Raw genomic sequence first — 273 nt, 5'->3', positions numbered from 1 at the left:
ATAGTGATCCGGTAACAGCATGCAAGCGGGCAAACTGCGCCACCGCGTAGAGATACAGCGAGCCATTAATAGCCAGGACGCACAAAGCGGTGCGAATATTGAAGCATGGCAAACAATAGCCCGCGTTTGGGCAAGCCTTGAGCCATTATCGGCACGCGACTTTATTGCCGCACAAGCCGCGCAAAACCAGATCACGGCACGCGCGGTCATCCGCTACCGCAAACAAATCACGGCGGGCATGCGACTCATCCACGCAAGCGGCCATTATTTAAT

Annotated in this window: 1 protein-coding gene; it reads left to right on the top strand. The window is 54.9% G+C overall.

The annotated features are described in order from the left end of the window. Window positions 1-19: 19 nt before the first annotated feature. Window positions 20-273, top strand: a 254-nt coding sequence (locus tag AXE65_RS04210) for a phage head closure protein (RefSeq protein ID WP_068388560.1), incomplete at its 3' end; no start/stop codon positions are given.

It is taken from the genome of Ventosimonas gracilis (assembly GCF_001580025.1).
GTDB classification, from domain to species: Bacteria; Pseudomonadota; Gammaproteobacteria; order Pseudomonadales; family Pseudomonadaceae; genus Ventosimonas; species Ventosimonas gracilis.
The sequence above is the reverse complement of the archived record's forward strand: the minus strand, read 5'-3'. Positions and strand labels throughout refer to the sequence as shown.